Annotated in this window: 20 protein-coding genes; 12 read left to right on the top strand and 8 right to left on the bottom strand. The window is 72.9% G+C overall.

Annotation, left to right across the window (positions count from 1 at the left end; translation table 11 throughout):
- Window positions 1-8 precede the first annotated feature (8 nt).
- The 6 genes from SMD20_RS08305 to SMD20_RS08330 all read left to right on the top strand — a co-directional run bounded on the left by SMD20_RS08305 (window position 9) and on the right by SMD20_RS08330 (window position 5,080).
- Window positions 9-137 (top strand): hypothetical protein, encoded by a 129-nt coding sequence (locus tag SMD20_RS08305; RefSeq protein ID WP_329577183.1) that lies wholly within the window; start codon window positions 9-11, stop codon window positions 135-137.
- A complete protein-coding gene (locus tag SMD20_RS08310; RefSeq protein ID WP_329577185.1) occupies window positions 137-1,231 on the top strand; it encodes a YeiH family protein in 1,095 nt (364 codons plus the stop codon). Before SMD20_RS08305 ends, SMD20_RS08310 begins: the two co-directional genes overlap by 1 nt.
- 93 nt (window positions 1,232-1,324) lie before the next feature.
- A complete protein-coding gene (locus SMD20_RS08315) occupies window positions 1,325-2,104 on the top strand; it encodes an ABC transporter permease (protein WP_329577188.1) in 780 nt (259 codons plus the stop codon).
- Window positions 2,105-2,125: 21 nt separating this feature from the next.
- Window positions 2,126-3,166, top strand: a complete 1,041-nt coding sequence (locus tag SMD20_RS08320; protein WP_329577191.1) for a taurine ABC transporter substrate-binding protein — start codon at window positions 2,126-2,128, stop codon at window positions 3,164-3,166.
- Window positions 3,150-3,992, top strand: a complete 843-nt coding sequence (locus SMD20_RS08325; RefSeq protein WP_329577194.1) for an ABC transporter ATP-binding protein — start codon at window positions 3,150-3,152, stop codon at window positions 3,990-3,992. The genes SMD20_RS08320 and SMD20_RS08325 overlap by 17 nt, the downstream gene beginning before the upstream one ends.
- Before the next feature lie 5 nt (window positions 3,993-3,997).
- Window positions 3,998-5,080, top strand: coding sequence for an LLM class flavin-dependent oxidoreductase (locus SMD20_RS08330; RefSeq protein WP_329577196.1), 1,083 nt, complete (start codon window positions 3,998-4,000; stop codon window positions 5,078-5,080).
- A 3-nt stretch (window positions 5,081-5,083) separates the two neighbouring features.
- Here the strand turns inward: SMD20_RS08330 and SMD20_RS08335 are convergent, their stop codons facing one another.
- Together SMD20_RS08335 and SMD20_RS08340 are read right to left on the bottom strand one after the other, a co-directional pair.
- On the bottom strand, window positions 5,084-5,488 hold the full coding sequence (locus tag SMD20_RS08335; RefSeq protein ID WP_329577199.1) for a hypothetical protein: 405 nt from the start codon (window positions 5,486-5,488) through the stop codon (window positions 5,084-5,086).
- Window positions 5,489-5,577: 89 nt separating this feature from the next.
- Window positions 5,578-5,895 (bottom strand): sensory rhodopsin transducer, encoded by a 318-nt coding sequence (locus SMD20_RS08340; RefSeq protein WP_329577201.1) that lies wholly within the window; start codon window positions 5,893-5,895, stop codon window positions 5,578-5,580.
- Between the two features lie 87 nt (window positions 5,896-5,982).
- Between SMD20_RS08340 and SMD20_RS08345 the strand changes: the two genes are divergently transcribed.
- Window positions 5,983-7,203 carry an FUSC family protein gene (locus SMD20_RS08345; RefSeq protein ID WP_329577204.1) on the top strand — a complete coding sequence of 407 codons (1,221 nt, stop codon included), beginning with the start codon at window positions 5,983-5,985 and terminating at the stop codon, window positions 7,201-7,203.
- Here the strand turns inward: SMD20_RS08345 and SMD20_RS08350 are convergent.
- Window positions 7,195-8,004, bottom strand: coding sequence for a GNAT family N-acetyltransferase (locus tag SMD20_RS08350; protein WP_329577207.1), 810 nt, complete (start codon window positions 8,002-8,004; stop codon window positions 7,195-7,197). The genes SMD20_RS08345 and SMD20_RS08350 overlap by 9 nt on opposite strands.
- Window positions 8,001-10,100, bottom strand: coding sequence for a phosphate acetyltransferase (pta, locus tag SMD20_RS08355; protein ID WP_329577210.1), 2,100 nt, complete (start codon window positions 10,098-10,100; stop codon window positions 8,001-8,003). The genes SMD20_RS08350 and pta overlap by 4 nt, the downstream gene beginning before the upstream one ends.
- A gap of 76 nt (window positions 10,101-10,176) precedes the next feature.
- Between pta and SMD20_RS08360 the strand changes: the two genes are divergently transcribed.
- Complete coding sequence (locus SMD20_RS08360; protein WP_329577213.1) at window positions 10,177-10,899, top strand: class I SAM-dependent methyltransferase; 723 nt, start codon at window positions 10,177-10,179, stop codon at window positions 10,897-10,899.
- Between the two features lie 137 nt (window positions 10,900-11,036).
- Here the strand turns inward: SMD20_RS08360 and SMD20_RS08365 are convergent, their stop codons facing one another.
- A complete protein-coding gene (locus SMD20_RS08365) occupies window positions 11,037-11,813 on the bottom strand; it encodes an SDR family oxidoreductase (RefSeq protein WP_329577215.1) in 777 nt (258 codons plus the stop codon).
- 179 nt (window positions 11,814-11,992) lie between these two features.
- Between SMD20_RS08365 and SMD20_RS08370 the strand changes: the two genes are divergently transcribed.
- Complete coding sequence (locus tag SMD20_RS08370) at window positions 11,993-12,853, top strand: helix-turn-helix transcriptional regulator (protein ID WP_329577218.1); 861 nt, start codon at window positions 11,993-11,995, stop codon at window positions 12,851-12,853.
- 79 nt (window positions 12,854-12,932) lie between these two features.
- On the opposite strand, the gene SMD20_RS08375 is transcribed toward SMD20_RS08370, so the two are convergent.
- The 3 genes from SMD20_RS08375 to SMD20_RS08385 all read right to left on the bottom strand — a co-directional run bounded on the left by SMD20_RS08375 (window position 12,933) and on the right by SMD20_RS08385 (window position 14,973).
- Complete coding sequence (locus SMD20_RS08375) at window positions 12,933-13,448, bottom strand: GyrI-like domain-containing protein (protein WP_329577221.1); 516 nt, start codon at window positions 13,446-13,448, stop codon at window positions 12,933-12,935.
- 89 nt (window positions 13,449-13,537) lie between these two features.
- Window positions 13,538-14,386, bottom strand: a complete 849-nt coding sequence (locus tag SMD20_RS08380; protein WP_329577224.1) for a cytochrome c biogenesis CcdA family protein — start codon at window positions 14,384-14,386, stop codon at window positions 13,538-13,540.
- Complete coding sequence (locus SMD20_RS08385; RefSeq protein WP_329577227.1) at window positions 14,383-14,973, bottom strand: redoxin domain-containing protein; 591 nt, start codon at window positions 14,971-14,973, stop codon at window positions 14,383-14,385. Before SMD20_RS08385 ends, SMD20_RS08380 begins: the two co-directional genes overlap by 4 nt.
- Window positions 14,974-15,054: 81 nt before the next feature.
- Between SMD20_RS08385 and SMD20_RS08390 the strand changes: the two genes are divergently transcribed.
- From SMD20_RS08390 to SMD20_RS08400, 3 genes are all read left to right on the top strand, one after another.
- Window positions 15,055-15,444 carry an SDR family oxidoreductase gene (locus tag SMD20_RS08390; RefSeq protein WP_329592475.1) on the top strand — a complete coding sequence of 130 codons (390 nt, stop codon included), beginning with the start codon at window positions 15,055-15,057 and terminating at the stop codon, window positions 15,442-15,444.
- A gap of 68 nt (window positions 15,445-15,512) precedes the next feature.
- Window positions 15,513-15,788: a hypothetical protein gene (locus tag SMD20_RS08395; protein WP_329577229.1), complete on the top strand. Its 276-nt coding sequence runs from the start codon at window positions 15,513-15,515 to the stop codon at window positions 15,786-15,788.
- Between the two features lie 68 nt (window positions 15,789-15,856).
- Window positions 15,857-16,696 (top strand): alpha/beta fold hydrolase, encoded by an 840-nt coding sequence (locus SMD20_RS08400; protein ID WP_329577232.1) that lies wholly within the window; start codon window positions 15,857-15,859, stop codon window positions 16,694-16,696.
- Window positions 16,697-16,805 lie beyond the last annotated feature (109 nt).

Below are 16,805 nucleotides of genomic sequence, written 5' to 3' on the forward strand. Positions count from 1 at the left end.
GGCACCCCATGAGCACCCGAGAAGAACCTCCTGAGAGCCGTACCGCGTTCAACGAGGACTGGGCGGCGACCCTCGTCGGCCTGGCCCTGCTCGTCCTCGTCCTCGCCGGCGTCATCCCGCCCGGTCTGGTGCCGTGATGACCGCCGGGACCGCCGCCGCGACCCGCACGTGGCAGTGGAGCGCGCTCGGCGTGCTCGCCGTCCTGCTGCTCGGGGCCGCCACCCGTTTCCTGGAGCAGAACGTCCCGTCCTGGTTCGCCGGCTCGGGCCTGGCCAAGGCCGTCGAGTTCCCCGTGTACGCGATCGTCCTCGGCCTGCTCGGCAACGCGGTGCTCACCGCGGCCGGGCTGCGGGAGCGGCTGTCGGGCGGGTTCCGCACCGAGTTCTTCATCAAGACCGGGCTCGTGCTGCTCGGCGCGTCGATCAACCTCAAGGTGATCGTGACCGCGGCCGGGCCGGCGATCGTGCAGGCCCTCGTGCTGATCAGCACGGTGTTCCTGTTCACCTGGTGGCTGGGCGGCCGGCTGGGGCTGGACGACCGGCTGCGGGCGCTGCTGTCGTCGGCCGTGTCGATCTGCGGGGTCAGCGCCGCCATCGCGGCGGCCGGAGCCGTGCAGGCCAAGCGCGAGCAGCTCGCCTACAGCGCCAGCCTGGTGATCGCCTTCGCGCTGCCGTCGATCTTCGTCCTGCCCGCGCTGGCCTCGCTGCTCGGGCTGAGCCCGGAGGTCGCGGGCGCGTGGATCGGCGGCAACATCGACACCACCGCCGCGGTGACCGCCGCGGGCGCGCTCGCCGGTGAGGACGCGCTGGCCATCGCCACCATCGTCAAGGTCACCCAGAACGCGCTCATCGGCGTCGTCGTGGTGGCGCTGACGGCCTGGTTCGCCTTCCGCGTGGACCGGCGGCCGGACGCGCCCCGGCCCGGCGCGGGGGAGCTGTGGCGGCGCTTCCCGAAGTTCGTGCTCGGCTTCGTGGCCGCCTCCGTGCTGGCCACCTGGTACCTCACCACGGTCTCCGCCGGGCACGGCAAGGAGGTCATCGGGGTGGCGAACGACCTGCGGACCTGGTTCCTCATCCTGGCCTTCGTGAGCATCGGCCTGGAGTTCCGGGTGGCCTCGCTGCGGGAGGCGGGCTGGCGGCCGGTCGCGGTGTTCGCGGCGGCGACCGTGGTCAACGTGGTGGTCGCGCTCGCGCTCGCCCTGGCGCTGTTCTCGGGGTTCGCCGTGTCGTGAAAGCGGCGTCGCCGCAGCTTGCGCGGCGCGGGCCGGATCCTCTACCGTATTTCCCACTAAACCAGTCGTTTATAGGGAATAGGGGTTGGGCCGGTGTTCCGTGGCGTCGCGCTCCGGGCCGCGAGCGTGATCCTGCTCGGGGCGATCTGGTGGGCGGTCGCGGCCGCCCACCTCTGGCCGGAGGTGTTCGTGCCGTCGCCCGGCTCGGTGTGGCAGCAGTTCCTGCTCACCTCCTCCACCCACGACGGGCAGCGCGGCTACGGCGGCTACCTGCTGTCGGAGCACCTGCTGGCCAGCCTGCGCAGGATCGCGCTCGGCAGCCTCTACGGCATCGCGGGCGGCGTCGCGCTCGGCCTGGTCGTCGGGCTCGTGCCCACGGTGCGGGCGTTGCTCAACCCGCTCATCACGTTCGTACGGACGCTGCCGCCGCTGGCCTACTTCAGCCTGCTGATCATCTGGCTCGGCATCGACGAGCCGCCGAAGGTCGCGCTGCTGTTCGTGGCCGCGCTGCCGCCCGTGGCCGTGGCCACCGCCGACGCCGTACGCGGCGTGCACGCCGACTACCTGTACGCGGCCCGCTCGCTCGGCGCCCGCCGATGGCAGCTCCCGTACCGGGTGGTGCTCCCCTCCGCGCTCCCCGAGGTGATCACCGGCGTCCGGGTGGCCGTCGGGGTCGCCTACACCACGGTGGTGGCCGCCGAGACCGTCAACGGCGTCCCCGGCATCGGCGGCATGATCCGCGACGCGCAGCGCTACAACCAGACCGACGTCGTCGTGCTCGGCCTGCTCGTCATCGGCGCCTCCGGGCTGCTCATCGACACGCTCCTGCAATCCATCGAGCGCCTGCTCGTGCCCTGGCGCGGCAAGGCCTGAAACCCCCGGAGGCACCAGCCCATGAAACTCCGCCTCGTCCCCGCCCTGGCGCTCGCCCTCTGCCTGGCCGCCTGCTCGACCGGCACCGGCGCGAGCGGCGGCGCCGCGAACGCCGCCAACGCCGACGGCAGCCCCAAGGAGCTGCGCATCGGCTACCAGCTCATCCCGAACGGCGACCTCATCGTCAAGGACCAGCGCTGGCTGGAGAACGAGCTGCCGGACACCAAGGTGACCTGGATCAAGTTCGACTCCGGCGGCGACGTCAACACCGCGATGGTGGCGGGGAGCATCGACATCGGCCTGGCCGGCAGCAGCCCGGTCACCCGTGGGCTGTCCGCGCCGCTGAACATCCCGTACCAGGTGCCGTGGATCTTCGACGTCATCGGCGAGAACGAGGCGCTCGTCGCCCGCGAGGCGACCTCCGCCGACGGGCTGAAGGGCAAGAAGATCGCCACCCCGTTCGCCTCCACCGCCCACTACAGCCTGCTCGCCGCGCTCCAGCGGGCCGGGCTCGCCGAGTCCGACGTCACCGTCGTCGACCTGGAGCCGCCGGACATCCAGGCCGCCTGGACGCGCGGCGACATCGACGCCGCCTACGTCTGGACGCCGGTGCTCGGCGAGCTGCGCAAGACCGGGAAGACGCTGGTGACCAGCAAGGAGCTGGCCGCCGAGGGCAAGCTGACCGCCGACCTCGCCGTGGTGCGCACCCAGTTCGCGACCTCCTACCCCGAGACCCTGCGGACCTGGCTGCGCCAGCAGGACCGGGCCGTCAAGCTGGTGCGTTCCGACAAGCAGGCCGCGGCCGCCGCGGTCGGCCGCCAGCTCAACCTCGCCCCGGACGAGGCCGCCGCGCAGCTCGATGAGCTGATCCTGCTCGACGGCAAGGAGCAGGCCGGGCCCGACTACCTCGGCACGCCGGACGCGCCGGGCAAGCTCGCCGAGAACCTGCGGGACGCGGCCGCGTTCCTCAAGGCGCAGAACAAGCTGCCGTCGGTGCCCGAGCTCACGGTCTTCCAGAAGGGCCTGGCCACGAAGGACCTGCGCGATGCGTTCAGCGGATGAGCTGACCGGCGGGTCGCGTACGGCGGCCGGCGTGCGGCTCGACGGCGTCTCGCTCACCTACCGCCCGCGCTCCCGCTGGTCGCGGGCCGAGCCCGTCGAGGCGCTGCGCGGCATCACGGCCGGCTTCGATGCGGGCGAGTTCGTGGCCGTCGTCGGGCCGTCCGGCTGCGGCAAGAGCACGCTGCTGCGGCTGGTCGCCGGGTTCGCGGCCCCGACCGCCGGGCGGATCGAGGTGGGCGGCGCGCCGGTGACCGGGCCGGGGCCCGACCGGGGCGTGGTGTTCCAGCAGCCGCGCCTGTTCCCCTGGCTGAACGTGCGGCGCAACGTCGAGTTCGGGCTGCGGACGGCGGGCCTGCTGGGGCCGGAGCGGCGGGCGCGGGCGGCCGGGCTGCTGGAGCTCGTCGGGCTCGGCGACGTGGCGGAGCGGCGGCCGTACGAGCTGTCGGGCGGCATGCAGCAGCGGGCCGCCATCGCCCGCGCGCTCGCCCCCGGCCCGGCGATCCTGCTCATGGACGAGCCGTTCGCCGCGCTGGACGCGCTCACCAGGGAACGCCTCCAGGAGGAGCTGCGCCGGCTCTGGCAGGCCACCGGCACGACGGTGCTGTTCGTCACGCACAGCGTGGACGAGGCCGTCTACCTGGGCACCCGCCTGATCGTGATGAGCAGGCGGCCCGGCCGCGTCCTGCTCGACCAGCGCTCGGACCTTCCCCACGCGCCCGACCCGCACACCCACCCGGACTTCCCCGCGGTGCGCGAGAGCGTGGCGCTGGCCGTGCGCCAGGCCGCGGCCGATGATGACATTGACGACACGAAGCAGGCGAGGTAGCCCGGATGCTCCGTTTCCACTGGTTCCTGCCGACGACCGGCGACGGCCACGACGTCCGCTCGGCCATCACCACGACCGACGCCTTCCGCCCCGCCGACCGCCCGGCGAGCCTCGCGTACCTGACGCAGGTGGGCCGGGCCGCCGAGCAGGCCGGGTTCGAGGCCGCGCTCACCCCCGTCGGCGCGGGCTGCCCCGACCCGTGGATCGTCTGCGCCGCGCTCGCCCAGCACACCGAGCGGCTGAAGCTGCTCGTCGCCTTCCGCACCGGGTACGCGCTGCCGACGCTGCTCGCCCAGCAGGCGCAGTCGTTCCAGGAGATCTCCGGCGGGCGGCTGTTGCTCAACGTCGTCACCGGCGGCGACCCCGTCGAGCAGCGCGCCTACGGCGACTTCCTCGACCACGACGCCCGCTACGCCAGGACCGGCGAGTTCCTGCACGTGCTGCGCCGCTCCTGGGCGGGCACGCCCTTCGACCACCACGGCGAGCACTACCAGGTCGAGCGCGGCGGGCTGGCCCGGCCGCTCGACCCGGCCCCCACGCTCTACTTCGGCGGCGCCTCGCCGGCGGCCGAACAGGTCGCCGCCCGGCACGCCGACGTCGTGCTCATGTGGGGCGAGCCGCCGCACGCCGTCGCCGAGCGCGTCGCCCGGCTGCGCGCGCTGGCCGGGCCGCTCGGCCGCGAGCTCCGCTACGGCCTGCGCGTGCACGTCATCGCCCGCGACACCGCCGCCGAGGCGTGGGCCGTGGCCGACCGGCTCCTCGCCGGCATGGACCCCGCCCGTGTCGAGGCGGCCCAGCGCCGCTTCGCCCGCTACGACTCCGTCGGGCAGCGCCGGATGGTGGACCTGCACGCCGGCTCGACCCGCGACCTGGAGATCCACCCCGGGCTGTGGGCCGGGGTGGGGCTGGTCCGCGAGGGGGCGGGCACCGCGCTGGTCGGCTCCTACGCCGAGGTCGCCGCGCTGCTGGGGGAGTACGCCGAGGCGGGGGTGTCGGAGTTCGTGCTGTCGGGCTGGCCGCATCTGGAGGAGGCGTACCGGGTGGGCGAGTACGTGCTCCCACGCCTCGCCCCGGTCCCGTCACCGTAACCCTTATGCCTCCGGCGTCGCCCGCCACCAGTACGACGGCCGCCGCAACGTGCCCTCGACCCGCCCGTCGCTCTTGAGCAGGTCCAGCAGCGCCTGGCTGAACTCCGTACGGACCGCGCACGCGCAGCCGCGCCCGGCGAGCACGGCCGCCGCCAGGTCGCGCGTGCGCAGCTCCCGCCCGTCTGCGAGCGCGGCGAGCACCTCCGGCATCGTCGCCGCGGCGGGCGCGCCGCCCTCACCGCAGTCGTGCGAGCCGGGCTGTTCCGACAGGTACGCGTCCAGGCGTGTCAGGAACTCCTCCGACGAGGACGTCACGTCCTCCGCGCCCGTCCGCGGCGGGGTTCGCGCCGGCTCGTGCTGCTGGTCGAGCCGCCTGCGCTGACGTCTGATGCGATTACCCTTTCCCATGATCCAGGGACAGTAGCCGCTCGCCGCCGGCCGGAGCGCGTGGCAACGCCCGGCCGATCGGCAAGATTGCGTCAAACGCCGGCCGGACCTCACGCCGCCGTGCGGCGGCTCGCCTCGTGGGTGTCGCGGGTCAGGTCGACGAGCACGTCCACGTCGGCGACGATCACGACCGCGTAGGCGATGGCGGGGGACAGGACGGCGGGCCCGGCCAGTTCCTCCAGCGACAGCGCCTGGTGCCGCTGGGCGGGCACGACCGTCCGGTACGGTCCGAGCGGCGGCCGGCCCTCCGCGCAGAAGGTCAGCTCGACGCCGGCGTGGCGCGGCCCGACGTTGAACAGGTGAAGCCGGTCCCCGGGCGCCCAGCCCTCGGTGACCGCCATCCGCTCGGCTCCGACTAACGTCCTCATGCGCGACTCCCGTGTCTGGTGACTCCGCTTGCCGCTACCCAGACAGACCGGTCTCTATCAGGCGTCCTGGCTGGGCAGGGGAAAGACATGGAGACCGAACCGGGACGGGGGCGCGACAACGGCGGCTCCCCGCTCGGGCGCATCCTGCGGAGCGGGGCGGCGGCGCTCGCCAGCATCCACCGGCAGGGACTCGGGCGCTGGCTGCAGCTGGAGCGCGACGAGCTCATCCAGACGATCAAGGTGACCGTCGCGTGCCTGTTCGGCTGGTGGCTGGCCGCGTACGTGCTGAAGGTCGATCTGCCGGTGCTCGTGCCCATCGGCGTGCTGCTGACGATCTCCGCCACCGCGTACGACACCGTGGTGCGCGGCGTGCAGCAGGTCGGCGCGGTCTTCGTCGGCATGGCGGCGGCGTCGGGGCTGATCTGGCTGATGGGCGTCAACGCCGTGACCCTGGGCGTGCTCGTGCTGGCGGGCCTGGTGCTGACCCGCCTGCTCAACCTGCCGGAACGCAACGTGCAGATCCCGATCACGGCCCTGCTGGTGCTCGCCCTGGGCAAGACCTACGGCTTCGCCCGGCTGGGCGACGTGCTGCTGGGCGCGGCCATCGGCATCGCCGCGAACCTGCTGATCCTGCCGCCGCGCTTCGTCGACGACGCGATGCGCGAGCTCGGCGACCTGTCCGGCGAGCTGTCGGAGCTGGCCCAGGACATCGCCGACGGCCTGCGCTCCGACTGGGGGAAGGACGCGGCCGACGACTGGCTGGAGCGGGCAAGGGACCTGTCGCGGCGCCTGGAGCGGGCCAAGGAGGCGAGCGACCAGGCGGAGGAGTCGGTACGCCTGTCGCTGCGCCGCCGCCGCTACGACCGCCGGCTGCGGCAGGTGGCCGAGGCCGCGACCTGCCTGGACCACGCCTGCCACCAGTTGAGGGGCGTGGCCAGGGGGCTGGCGGACCTCGTGTCGGGCGTACGCGGGCTGCCGGCGCAGGAGGCGGCCGAGGTTCCCCGCCCGCTGGCCGAGGAGCTGGACGCGCTGTCGCGGGTGTTCGGCACGTTCGGGCGGCTGCAGCTCGGCCGCGGACGCGAGGAGGACCTGCGGGAGCTGCGCGCGGCCCTGCGCGAGGGCGATCGCCAGCAGCACGTCTCGCAGTCGATGTTCGGCCGGACGCGCGACGACCGGCTGCGGATGCTGCAGGGAGCGTTGCTGGAGGACTGCGCCCGCATCCGGCACGAGTTCGACCCCGACCACGGTCCGCACCGCGACGCCTTCCCCCGGCCGGCGGCGAGGACGTCCGGCGACGGCTCAGCCTAGGTCGGGGTGGGGGACGTACCTGTCGGGGCGCAGCCGGGCGAGCGCGGCCTCGTCGGCCATGAAGGTGTCCTGGTCGGCGATGTGCCAGCCCGCGCCCAGCAGCAGGGGCACGAGGGGATGCGGGCCGGGGACGGCGATCCGCCCGGTCCGCGCGCCGACGGCGGCCAGGGCGCCGAGCACCGCGTCCGCGCAGTCGCCCGGCGTGGCGCCGCCCGCCGGGCCGATCAGGGCGTCGTCGCCGGAGCGGCGGGCGAAGGCGTAGCCGTCCGCGCCGGTGGCGTGCAGGGTGACGTCCGGCTGGGCCGCGTACCAGGCGAGGGTGCCGGGGCGGGCGCCGCCGGAGGCGCGGGCGTCGGCGTCGGCGACCTCCCCCGGGAGGGCCGCGCGAACGGGCGGCGCGGGCAGCGGCGCGGCGGGGCCCGTCAGGTAGAGCAGCGGGGTCCAGGGACGCAGCCCGTGCCGGACGTACAGGGCCAGGGCGCGGGGATCGGAGCTGGCGAAGGTGACCTTCGGCCCGTCGCCGGCCAGCAACTCGGCCAGCAGGGCCCGGCCGACGCCGCCGGACTGCCGGTCGGGCAGCACGAACAGGTCGCCGAGGTGGGTGAGGTCCGCCCGGCGCAGCGTCCCGCCGAACCCGGCGGCGTCCTCACCGGGAGCGCGCGCTATCAGGAGGGTGCCGAACGCCCGCTCCGCGTCCAGGAAGTCGGCCCCGCGCGGCCAGCCGGTCAGCAGCCCGAAGCGGCGGGCGATGCGCCGCACGGCGGGCATGTCGGCGTCCGTGGCGGCAAGCACGGCGCTCATCGGCGGGCACCGGGGGAGAGGGCCACGTCCGCGCCGCTCGTCACGGGCTCGGCGGGGACGTCGTCGCGCACCTGCGCGGCGGTGATGGCGACGGTGGTGACGATGTCGGCGACCGTCGCGCCCCTGGACAGGTCGTTGACCGGTTTGCGGAGGTTCTGCAGCACCGGCCCCACCGCGACCGCGCCGGCGCTGCGCTGCACCGCCTTGTAGAGGTTGTTGCCGGTGTTGAGGTCGGGCACCACGAAGACGGTGGCGCGGCCGGCGACCTCGCTGCCGGGCATCTTGGCGTGGGCGACGGCGGGATCGATGGCGGCGTCGTACTGGATGGGGCCCTCCACCGGCAGGTCGGGGCGGCTCCGGCGCACCAGCTCGGTCGCCTCCCGCACCTTGTCGACGTCCGCGCCCGCGCCCGAGGCGCCCGTCGAGTACGACAACATCGCGATCCGCGGCTCCACGCCGAACAGCGCGGCCGTACGGGCCGAGGCGATCGCGATGTCGGCGAGCTGGGCCGCGTCCGGGTCGGGGTTGACCGCGCAGTCGCCGTACACCAGCACCCGGTCGGCCAGGCACATGAAGAACACGCTGGAGACCAGCCCGAGGCGCAGCAGCTCGAACGCCGGCCGGATCGTGTGCGCGGTGGTGTGCGCGGCCCCCGACACCATGCCGTCGGCCAGGCCGAGGTGCACCATGAGCGTGCCGAAGTAGGACACGTCGGTGACGGCGTCGCGGGCGAGCTCGACGGTGATGCCCTTGTGGGCGCGGCGTGCGGCGTACTCGCGGGCGAAACGCTCGCGCAGCTCGGGGTCGAACGGGCTGATCACGTCGGCCCCGTCCAGGTCCAGACCGAGCTGGGCGGCCTGCGCCGCGATGCGCTCGCGGTCGCCGAGCAGGGTCAGCTCGGCCACTCCGCGGCGCAGCAGCACCTCGGCGGCGCGCAGGATGCGCGGCTCCTCGCCCTCGGGCAGCACGATGCGGCGGCGGCGGGCCCGCGCCCGGTCCAGCAGCTCGTACTCGAACATGAGCGGCGTGACGACGTCGGTCCTGGCGATGGCCAGCCGGTCCAGCAGCACCGGGCCGTCCACGTGCTCGGCGAACAGCCGCAGCGCCGTGTCGATCTTCCCCTCGGCGGCGGGCGTGAAGCGGCCCTCCACGGCCGACAGGCGGGTCGCGGTGTCGAAGGTGTCGCGGTCGGTGGCGATCACCGGCAGAGGGATGACCATGCCGCGCAGCAGGCGCTCGACCGGCGCGGGCAGCTCCGTCCCCCCGGTCATGATCACCGCGGACAGCGAGGGGAAGCCCGGCGAGGTGTGGGCGGCGATCAGGCCGGGCAGCAGCGCGGCGGCCCGGTCGGACGGGATGATCAGCGCGGTGCCCTCGGTGTAGCGGTCGAGGATGTTCGGGAGCGACATCGCGCCCACCATGAGCCCGCTCGCCTCGCGGCCGAGCCCGTCACGGTCGCCGAGGAAGAACCCGCCGTCGCACGCCTGCAGCAGGTCGGCGACGGTGGGGGCGCGCAGGGACGCGGCCTCCGGCAGCACGAACACGGGCGTCGGATGCTTCAACGCGGCCTGCAGCCCGGCCGGCTCCGTGGCGCGCGTCACGACGACGGCGAGCTCGTGGGCGTGGTGGTGGACGAGCTGCCGCGTCGACAGCTCCACGGCGGCGGCCACCTCGGCAGCCGTACGGTTCCTGGCGCTGACCACGTTGAGCACGGGCGTGCCCAGGTCGGCGGCGAGCCGGGCGTTGAACTCGAACTCGGTCGGCGCGCCCACGTCGGTGTAGTCGGTGCCGACGACCACCACGGCCTCGCAGCGCCCGGCCAGCTCGCGGTAGCGGGCCACGATGTCGCCGGCGGCGCGGTCGGCGTCGGCGTGCACCTCGTCGTAGGTGACCCCGGCGCAGGCGTCGTAGGGGAGGCCGAGCTGGAAACGGCCGCGGATGGTGTTGATGAGGTTGTCCTCGCGGCCGGCCCGCACCACCGGCCGGAACACGCCCACCGCCCCCACCTGCCGGGACAGCAGCTCGACCATGCCGAGGGCGACCGTGCCCTTGTTGCTCTCCGCCTCGCCCGCCGCGACGTACACCGCACGTGTCATGCGCCCATTCTGGCCCGCCGCCTGAGCGGGTGTTTATCCGGTGGCGCCTGTCCGGCTCTGTGCCTAGGGTCGCGGCATGGCAGAGGAGTTCGAGGACCCGCGGCTGGCCGCCGTGTACGACCCGCTCGACCCCGACCGCTCCGACCTCGACGTCTACGCGGCGATCGCGGCCGAGCTGGGCGCGCGCAGCGTGCTGGACGTCGGGTGCGGCACCGGGACGTTCGCGCTGATGCTGGCCGCGCGGGGCCTGGAGGTGACCGGCGTCGACCCGGCGGCGGCGTCGCTGGCCGTCGCCCGCGCCAAGCCGGGGGCCGAGCGGGTGCGCTGGATCCACGGCGACGCCCGCGCGCTGCCGCCGATGGCCGTGGACCTGGCCACGATGACCGCGAACGTCGCCCAGGCGATCGTCGAGCCGGACGACTGGGCCGCCACCCTGGACGGTGCGCATCGGGCGTTGCGGCCGGGCGGGCGGCTGGTGTTCGAGACGCGGGTGCCGGCCCGCCGGGCGTGGCTGGCGTGGAACCGCGCGGAGTCGTACCAGGTGACCGACGTCGAGGGCGTGGGCCGGGTCGAGCAGTGGTTCGACCTGCTCGACGTCAGCGGCCCGCTGGTCACCTTCCGTGGGACGTGGGTGTTCGCCGCCGACGGGGCGGTGCTGACGTCGGAGTCCACGCTGCGGTTCCGGGAGCGTGAGGAGGTCGAGCAGGACCTGGACGCGCACGGATACGTCGTGGAGGAGGTCCGCGAAGCCCCGGACCGGCCGGGCCGCGAGTACGTGTTCCTGGCCCGCGTCCGGTGACCGAAGGTGATACAACCCTGCCTTGACGTCACTCTGTGTGACGGGTGAGGCTGGGAGGTGTCAACGCCCGCCCGCAGGGGCCTGCCGGGTCTCTTCCCTGGTGCTCAACCCGGCCGGCCCCTGCCCTCGCCGCCGCGTCAGCTCGCCTGGCCGGTCGGCATGATGGTGACCTGCTGGAGGTTCGCCCGGGGCGGCAGGCTCGCGAGGAACCCGATCGTGCGCGCGACGTCCTGCGGCGTCAACCACTCCATCGCCTGCCGCGCCCCCTCCAGCCAGGCCCGCGCCCCTTCGTCGGTGACGTGGTCCTGCAGCTCGGTGCCGACGATGCCGGGCTCGACCGCCGACACCCGGACGTTCTTCGGCCCCAGCTCGGTGCGCAGGTGCCGGGACAGGTGGGTGACGTACGCCTTGGTCGCCGAGTAGACGGCGAAGTTCGGGAAGATGTTCTGCGCCGCGATCGACGAGGTGTTGACCAGGTCCGCCACGCCGAGCTCGGCGGCCGCCTCGACCAGTTGGGGGACGAACGCCCCGATGACGTTCATGAGTCCCGTGATGTTGAGGTCGATCTGGTGCCGCCACTGGTCGGTCGCCAGCTCCTCCACGGGCGCGGGCAGCATGACGCCCGCGTTGTTGAACAGCAGGTCGGCGCCGCCGAGCTCGTTCGCGACGCGCCCGGCGGCCGCGCGCACCGCTGCCTCGTCGGTCACGTCGGCGGCGAGGGCCAGGGCTTGGCCGCCGGCCGTGGCGACGCGGTCGACCAGGGCGTCCAGGCGCTCCGCGCGCCGGGCCAGGACGACGACGTGCGCGCCGAGCTCGGCCAGGTGCTCGGCGGTGGCCTCGCCGATGCCGCTGGAGGCTCCGGTGACCACCGCGACGCGGCCGGCGAGGGGACGAGCGGAGGTGTGCGTGGTCATGAGAGGTGGGTCCTTTCCGGGGTCCGGTGCGGGAGTTCCGCCTCTTCAGCACACCACCCCGTGACCCCTCGCCAGGGGGCCTGGACGCGCCCTGACCAGGCAGGTTCCCGGGAGGCAGGTACTGACAGGGCCACCTACGCCAGGGGCCGCCGGGTCCCCGTCCGGCCACAATGGGAGGCATGGACCGTAGCCGCGAGCTCGCCGACTTCCTGCGCTCCCGGCGCGCCAGGATCACTCCCGACCGTACGGGGCTCCCCGCCGACGGCCGGGCCCGCCGGGTGCCCGGGCTGCGCCGCGACGAGGTCGCCCGGCTGGCCGGGGTCAGCACCGAGTACTACACGCGCCTCGAACAGGGCCGCGCCGGCAACCCGTCGCCCGAGGTCGTCGAGGCGCTCGCGCGGGCGCTCGAACTCGACCTCGCCGAGCGCGAGCACCTCACCGACCTGCTCGCCCGGCCCGCCCGGCGGGCGCCGGTCAGCCCGCAGCGCGTCCGGCCGGGGCTCCACCTGATGTTGCGTACGCTCGACCACGTGCCCGCGTTCGTCGTCGGGCGGCGTACGGACATCCTGGCCGCCAACCGCTTGGCCCGGACCGTCCTTACGGACTTCGACGCCCTTCCGGTTCCGCAGCGTAATCTCGCCCGTTACTACCTGCTGGATCCCGCGGCCCGGGAGCGTACGGGGGACTGGGAGCGCATCGCCGCCGAGACCGTCGCCATGCTGCGGCTCGAAGCCGGCCGTTACCCCGGGGACCGCCGGCTCGCCGACCTCGTGGGGGAGCTGACGTTGCGCTGCCCGGAGTTCAGCACGTGGTGGAACGACCACCGGGTGCTGCGGCGCACGCACGGCTCCAAGCGCTACCATCACCCGCTGGTCGGGGACCTGCACTTCTCGTACGAGTCCCTGCAGCCTCCGGGGGACCCCGACCAGACGTTGTGCGTGTACAACGTGGAGCCGGGGTCCTCGACCGAGGAGGCCCTGCGCCTGCTCGCCGACTGGACGGCGCCGTCCGTGCCCGGCAGTTATGAATCTACTTTGTAAAGGCGCCGGGGCTGCACAAAACCCTCAAGATCAACAATGGAACGGGCTTCGCCCGTACATCCTCAACAACCGGAAAGCTTCACCGTCGTGCCACTGGCTGCCTCAGCAAGGTCTTGGGCTCGGGATCGGTGAAGTCGGTCAGATAGATCTCGTGGTGCAGGCCGTTGCGTACCAGGCCGTGCTCGGCCATGAAGGCGTCCATCAGGTCGAGTGACACCTTCTCCTCGCTGTAGGGGCCCTCGTGGAGCAGCTCCACGCACTCTCCCTCGGTGAAGATGACCACCTGGACGCGGTCGACGGCGGCGCCGGACGGGCGAGCCTGCTCGCGTGCCGCCTCGACCGTCCCGGGTTCGGGTACGTCGGGCAGCGGCAGCAGGAGGTGCCACCGCCACTGGTCGCGCGGCACTTCCAGCGGGGGCAGGGTGGTGTCCTCCACCCACCAGCGGCCTTCGAGGGGGCCGGCTGGGCCGCCCATGGCGGCGGCCACGGCGTGGAGGGCGCCGATGGCCGAGAGGTGTTCGGTGCCGCCGGGCTCGCCCATGCCGGTGACGTTGAGGCAGGTGGTGGGGTCGCGGTGGACCAGTTGCGGTGTCATGGGTCCCTTCATCGGTTGGCCGGGCGGGGGTGGTTGCCCGGGTTGGAGCCCTCAGCATGAGGTCTCCCCGTGGGGGAGAGTCCAGTCGGTCAGCGGGCTGGGTCGCGGCGGCGTGCCGTGCGGAGGAGCAGCGTCGCCAGGGCGAGCAGAAGGGCGAGGGCGAGGGTGAGCCATCCTGGGCCGAGTCCGGCGACCCAGTCGGCGATGGTCGTCTGTATGGCGGTCACCGTGCCCACGATGGGGTCGTCGGTGTTCTGGCCTGCGAAGACGCGTAGTTCGTACCAGCCGTAATACAGGACGTACAGGCCTGCGAGGGTGAGCAGGGCGCCGCTGGCTCTGGACACGTACGGGAGTAGTCGCCGTAGCCGGGTCACGACGGTGGCGCGGGCCAGTGCGACCGTCAGCGACAGGACGGCGATGATCAGGCCCATGCCCAGGGCGTACGCGGTGAAGGCTGCGACTCCGCCGCCTGTTCCTTGTCCGGAGAGTGCGGCCGAGGTGACCGCCAGGAATGGTCCGGCTGTGCATGACAGGGAGGCGACGGCGTAGGAGAGGCCGTAGCCGTACAGGGAGAGTGGTGAGGTGGTGGGGCGGCCGGTGGCCAGTCCTGGGAGGCGCAGGATGAGCTCGCGGCCGGACAGCAGCCATAGGCCCAGTGCGACCAGAATCGCGCCGATGGCGAGGGTTGCCCATGGCAGGTGGTTGCCCACCGATACGGCCAGTACGGTCACGACCAGTCCGAACAGGCCGAAGATGGTGACGAATCCGGCGGTCATCGCGGTCGCCAGGACGAGCGCGCGGCGGATGGGGTGGGCCTGTTTGTCGTTGATGAGGAGGGTGAGGTAGGCGGGGAGCATGGCGAAGCCGCAGGGGTTGAAGGCGGCCACCATGCCGGCGGTGAGTGCCAGGGCCAGTGGTGTCTGGGTGAGGGAGGTCACGGCGTCTGTTGGGCGGTCAGTGTGCGGAGGTGCTCCTCCAGCCCGTCCTGGCCGAGTGGTCCGGACGCTTTTTCGAGTGAGCCGTCTGGTTTCATGAACACGAAGGTGGATTGTTGGCTGACTCCGAGTTTCGTCCATACGGCGCCTTTGGGGTCGGACAGGTGGACGAGGTCACTGGTGTCCGTGCGTTGGACGAATTGCTTCATCGCGGCCTCGGTGTCCAGGCCGGCGATTCCGACGAATGCGACGTCTTTGTGCTGGGCGGCCGCCGCTTTGACGGCGGGTGCGTCTGAGAGGCATTTGGTGCACCAGGGTGCCCAGAACCAGAAGGCGATGGGCTTGCCCGCGAGGCTTTCTCCCTGGAAGGTTTTGCCGTCCAGGGTTTGGGCGGTGAAGCGCAGTGCGGCGGGTGCCGTGGCCTTGCCTGTCTCCTCGTTACTGCCGGTGGGTGGGGCCGGTGGGGTTGCCGCGGGTACGGAGGTGTCTGTGGCCGCGGGTTCGGGCTCGTCGCGGGCGGTGGTGCCGCATGCGGTGGTCAGCAGGGTGAGCGTCATCATGGCGGCGGCTGCGCTTCGCAGGTTGCTCATGCCGACCACCGTAGATGTGCTCGGCTGTGTCACTTCTTACAAGGTGATGATGGTGGATCGCCGGCTACTGCGACGTCGTCGCTGTGGGCCGCTTCGAGCACTGCGTCCAGGAGCCCGGGGAAGGGGCGCGGCCCACTACGCCGCTCCAAGGCCGCCCTCGAACAGCTCACGTGCAGCTGGGCCGTGGAACTGGCCGGTGACGGCGTCCGCGTCAACGCCCTGGCGCCCGGCCCCGCCGAGAGCCAGGCTTTGGCCGCCGCCGGTCTGCCTGTGACCGTCGTTGCGCAGATCAAGCTCGACGAGGCCGCGCGTGTCCCGCTCGGCCGCCGCGGTGAACCCGAAGAGGTCGCCACCTGGATCCTGCGCCCGGCCGATCCCGCCCCAACCTGGCCCCACCTAGCACACGGCCGCGCCTGCGAGAAGGGGAGGATGTTCTGCTCTGCTCTCTTGAATGCCATGTCTAACTCGTAGGATGTATCGCTTCTGCGCCAGAGAACGGGTATTCATCCTCGTAAGTGCGGAGGGTATCGTGAGGGCTTGTGACGACGTTTCGGGTCAGCGAGGGCGCGTCGCGCGGCGCCGGTCATGACGGCAACGCCATCTGTCTCGGGGGTCCCTGTCACGGCCTGCTCACCCATGTCGACCAGGACATCGGCGTGCTGGCCGTCCCCGTGCCGTGCCGTTCGCCCGGTCAGCCCGAGACGCACGCCCGTTACCGCGTCACGCGCGAGCGGATCCGTTACCACGGTCAGGCCGAGCCGTACATCGCCCTGCACTGGGCCGACCCGCCCTGCTCGTGCGGGCGGACCTCCTGAGCCGGTGGCGGTACGCCGAGTGCGAACCCCGCCGCCGGGGCGCGGGTTCGGCTCCTACGCTGGGGGACATGGTGATGATCGATGGTCTGGCGTGCGAGGAATCCGGTGAGGGGCCCGCGCTGGTGCTGATCCATGCGGGCATCGCCGACCGGCGCATGTGGAGGCATCAGCGGGAGGTGTTGTCCGCTCGTCATCGGGTGATCAGTTACGACTGGCGGGGGTACGGCGAGTCGGCTGATCCGGTGGGTGAGGTCGTTCATCACCGGGATCTGCTGCGCGTGATGGATGGGCTCGGCGTGGAGCGGGCGGTGCTGGTGGGTGACTCGATGGGCGGCTCGTACGCGGTGGAGGCGGCGTTGGTGGCGCCGGACCGGGTGGCGGGGCTGGTGCTGATCGCCTCGGGGTTGTCGGGTCATGTGTGGCCGCAGGACATGCTGGCGCAGGTGCGGGAGCGGGTGCACAGCACGGTTCCGGCCGATCGGCTGGCTCGTTACCACGACGGCACGGCGGAGAAGGTGCTTGCCGAGGATCTGGACGCCTTCGCCCGCGCGCACGCGCTGTGGCAGGTGGCGGGGCCGGACCGGGGGCTGGATGATCTGGATCCGCAGGTGTGGGAGCTGGCGCTGGCGATGATGCGGCGGGTGTTCGAGCGTTCCTGGAGCTGTCCGCCGGTGCCGGAGCGGGATCTGCCGGCGAAGGACCGGCTGGGTGAGGTCGGCTGTCCCGCTCTGGTGATCAACGGGTTGGCCGACGTGCCGGGGATTCAGGCGGTGTCGGGGTTGCTGGCGGAGGGGATCAGGGGTGCGGCGCGGCTCGATCTGCCGGGGACGGGGCATCTGCCGCCGCTGGAGCGGCCCGCGGAGGTCAATGCCGCGCTGATCGGTTTTCTGGCGGGTCTGGGCTGGTGAGCGGTTCGTGGCGGGTCGTCGGTGGTCGTGGACGTAGGTGAGCAGGCCGGACAGTTTTCGGGGGTCCGGATGTTCCGGTTCCGGGTCTGACCGGCGGGCGCTGCTCGGC

The organism is Nonomuraea sp. LP-02, assembly GCF_036289125.1.
GTDB classification, from domain to species: domain Bacteria; phylum Actinomycetota; class Actinomycetes; order Streptosporangiales; family Streptosporangiaceae; genus Nonomuraea; species Nonomuraea bangladeshensis.

Bases quoted from the DNA above. Each gene is read 5' to 3' on its own strand.
- SMD20_RS08305 (WP_329577183.1), top strand. From the start codon at position 9: ATGAGCACCCGAGAAGAACCTCCTGAGAGCCGTACCGCGTTCAACGAG.
- SMD20_RS08310 (WP_329577185.1), top strand. From the start codon at position 137: ATGACCGCCGGGACCGCCGCCGCGACCCGCACGTGGCAGTGGAGCGCG.
- SMD20_RS08320 (WP_329577191.1), top strand. From the start codon at position 2,126: ATGAAACTCCGCCTCGTCCCCGCCCTGGCGCTCGCCCTCTGCCTGGCC.
- SMD20_RS08325 (WP_329577194.1), top strand. From the start codon at position 3,150: ATGCGTTCAGCGGATGAGCTGACCGGCGGGTCGCGTACGGCGGCCGGC.
- SMD20_RS08330 (WP_329577196.1), top strand. From the start codon at position 3,998: ATGCTCCGTTTCCACTGGTTCCTGCCGACGACCGGCGACGGCCACGAC.
- SMD20_RS08335 (WP_329577199.1), bottom strand. From the start codon at position 5,488: ATGGGAAAGGGTAATCGCATCAGACGTCAGCGCAGGCGGCTCGACCAG.
- SMD20_RS08340 (WP_329577201.1), bottom strand. From the start codon at position 5,895: ATGAGGACGTTAGTCGGAGCCGAGCGGATGGCGGTCACCGAGGGCTGG.
- SMD20_RS08345 (WP_329577204.1), top strand. From the start codon at position 5,983: ATGGAGACCGAACCGGGACGGGGGCGCGACAACGGCGGCTCCCCGCTC.
- SMD20_RS08350 (WP_329577207.1), bottom strand. From the start codon at position 8,004: ATGAGCGCCGTGCTTGCCGCCACGGACGCCGACATGCCCGCCGTGCGG.
- pta (WP_329577210.1), bottom strand. From the start codon at position 10,100: ATGACACGTGCGGTGTACGTCGCGGCGGGCGAGGCGGAGAGCAACAAG.
- SMD20_RS08360 (WP_329577213.1), top strand. From the start codon at position 10,177: ATGGCAGAGGAGTTCGAGGACCCGCGGCTGGCCGCCGTGTACGACCCG.
- SMD20_RS08365 (WP_329577215.1), bottom strand. From the start codon at position 11,813: ATGACCACGCACACCTCCGCTCGTCCCCTCGCCGGCCGCGTCGCGGTG.
- SMD20_RS08370 (WP_329577218.1), top strand. From the start codon at position 11,993: ATGGACCGTAGCCGCGAGCTCGCCGACTTCCTGCGCTCCCGGCGCGCC.
- SMD20_RS08375 (WP_329577221.1), bottom strand. From the start codon at position 13,448: ATGACACCGCAACTGGTCCACCGCGACCCCACCACCTGCCTCAACGTC.
- SMD20_RS08385 (WP_329577227.1), bottom strand. From the start codon at position 14,973: ATGAGCAACCTGCGAAGCGCAGCCGCCGCCATGATGACGCTCACCCTG.
- SMD20_RS08400 (WP_329577232.1), top strand. From the start codon at position 15,857: ATGGTGATGATCGATGGTCTGGCGTGCGAGGAATCCGGTGAGGGGCCC.